General features: G+C 54.2%; 1 protein-coding gene. It reads right to left on the bottom strand.

Features of this window, described 5'->3' with window-relative positions:
• A partial coding sequence (locus tag AC1RPW_RS07990) for a hypothetical protein (RefSeq protein WP_481769441.1) occupies window positions 1–454 on the bottom strand: 454 nt, incomplete at both ends.

Genomic DNA, 454 nt, shown 5'->3' with positions numbered 1-454 from the left:
CGCACCTTCGTATCGATCGCATTCCAGAGTGGTGCTCTCGTCTTCGTCATCTTCGTCGTCATAAGGGCCCTCGTCCTCCAAGAAATCGAGATCGCAGGACCGAACAGTGTATGTGTTATACCAATGGCGTGGAGCGGTTTTACCTCAACGAGATCACCCTCAATGAGGCGAACCACCGCCACAACCTCGTCGAGAGAATCCGACCAGTATTCGTCACCTACCTCAATGGGTTCACCGTGGACGGTATGCAGACGGCTTTTCTTTCCCTTCGCCAGTTTCTTAGCCGGACGTTCCAGCAGCTCACAGTCCAGATCGTCGGCCTCAGCCGAAATAATGCTGCCAACGTCACCGTGCTCCACAACTTCGAGAATAATGTGGCTCGGGCTCTTGATCTCGATGACTCGTGCGTTCACGTTTTGGCTGTAAACGCAGCAGGTAGCGCCCACCACGATAG

The sequence above is a fragment of the Dellaglioa sp. CoH-55-MRSF-8 genome, assembly GCF_056782195.1.
The sequence above is the reverse complement of the archived record's forward strand: the minus strand, read 5'-3'. Positions and strand labels throughout refer to the sequence as shown.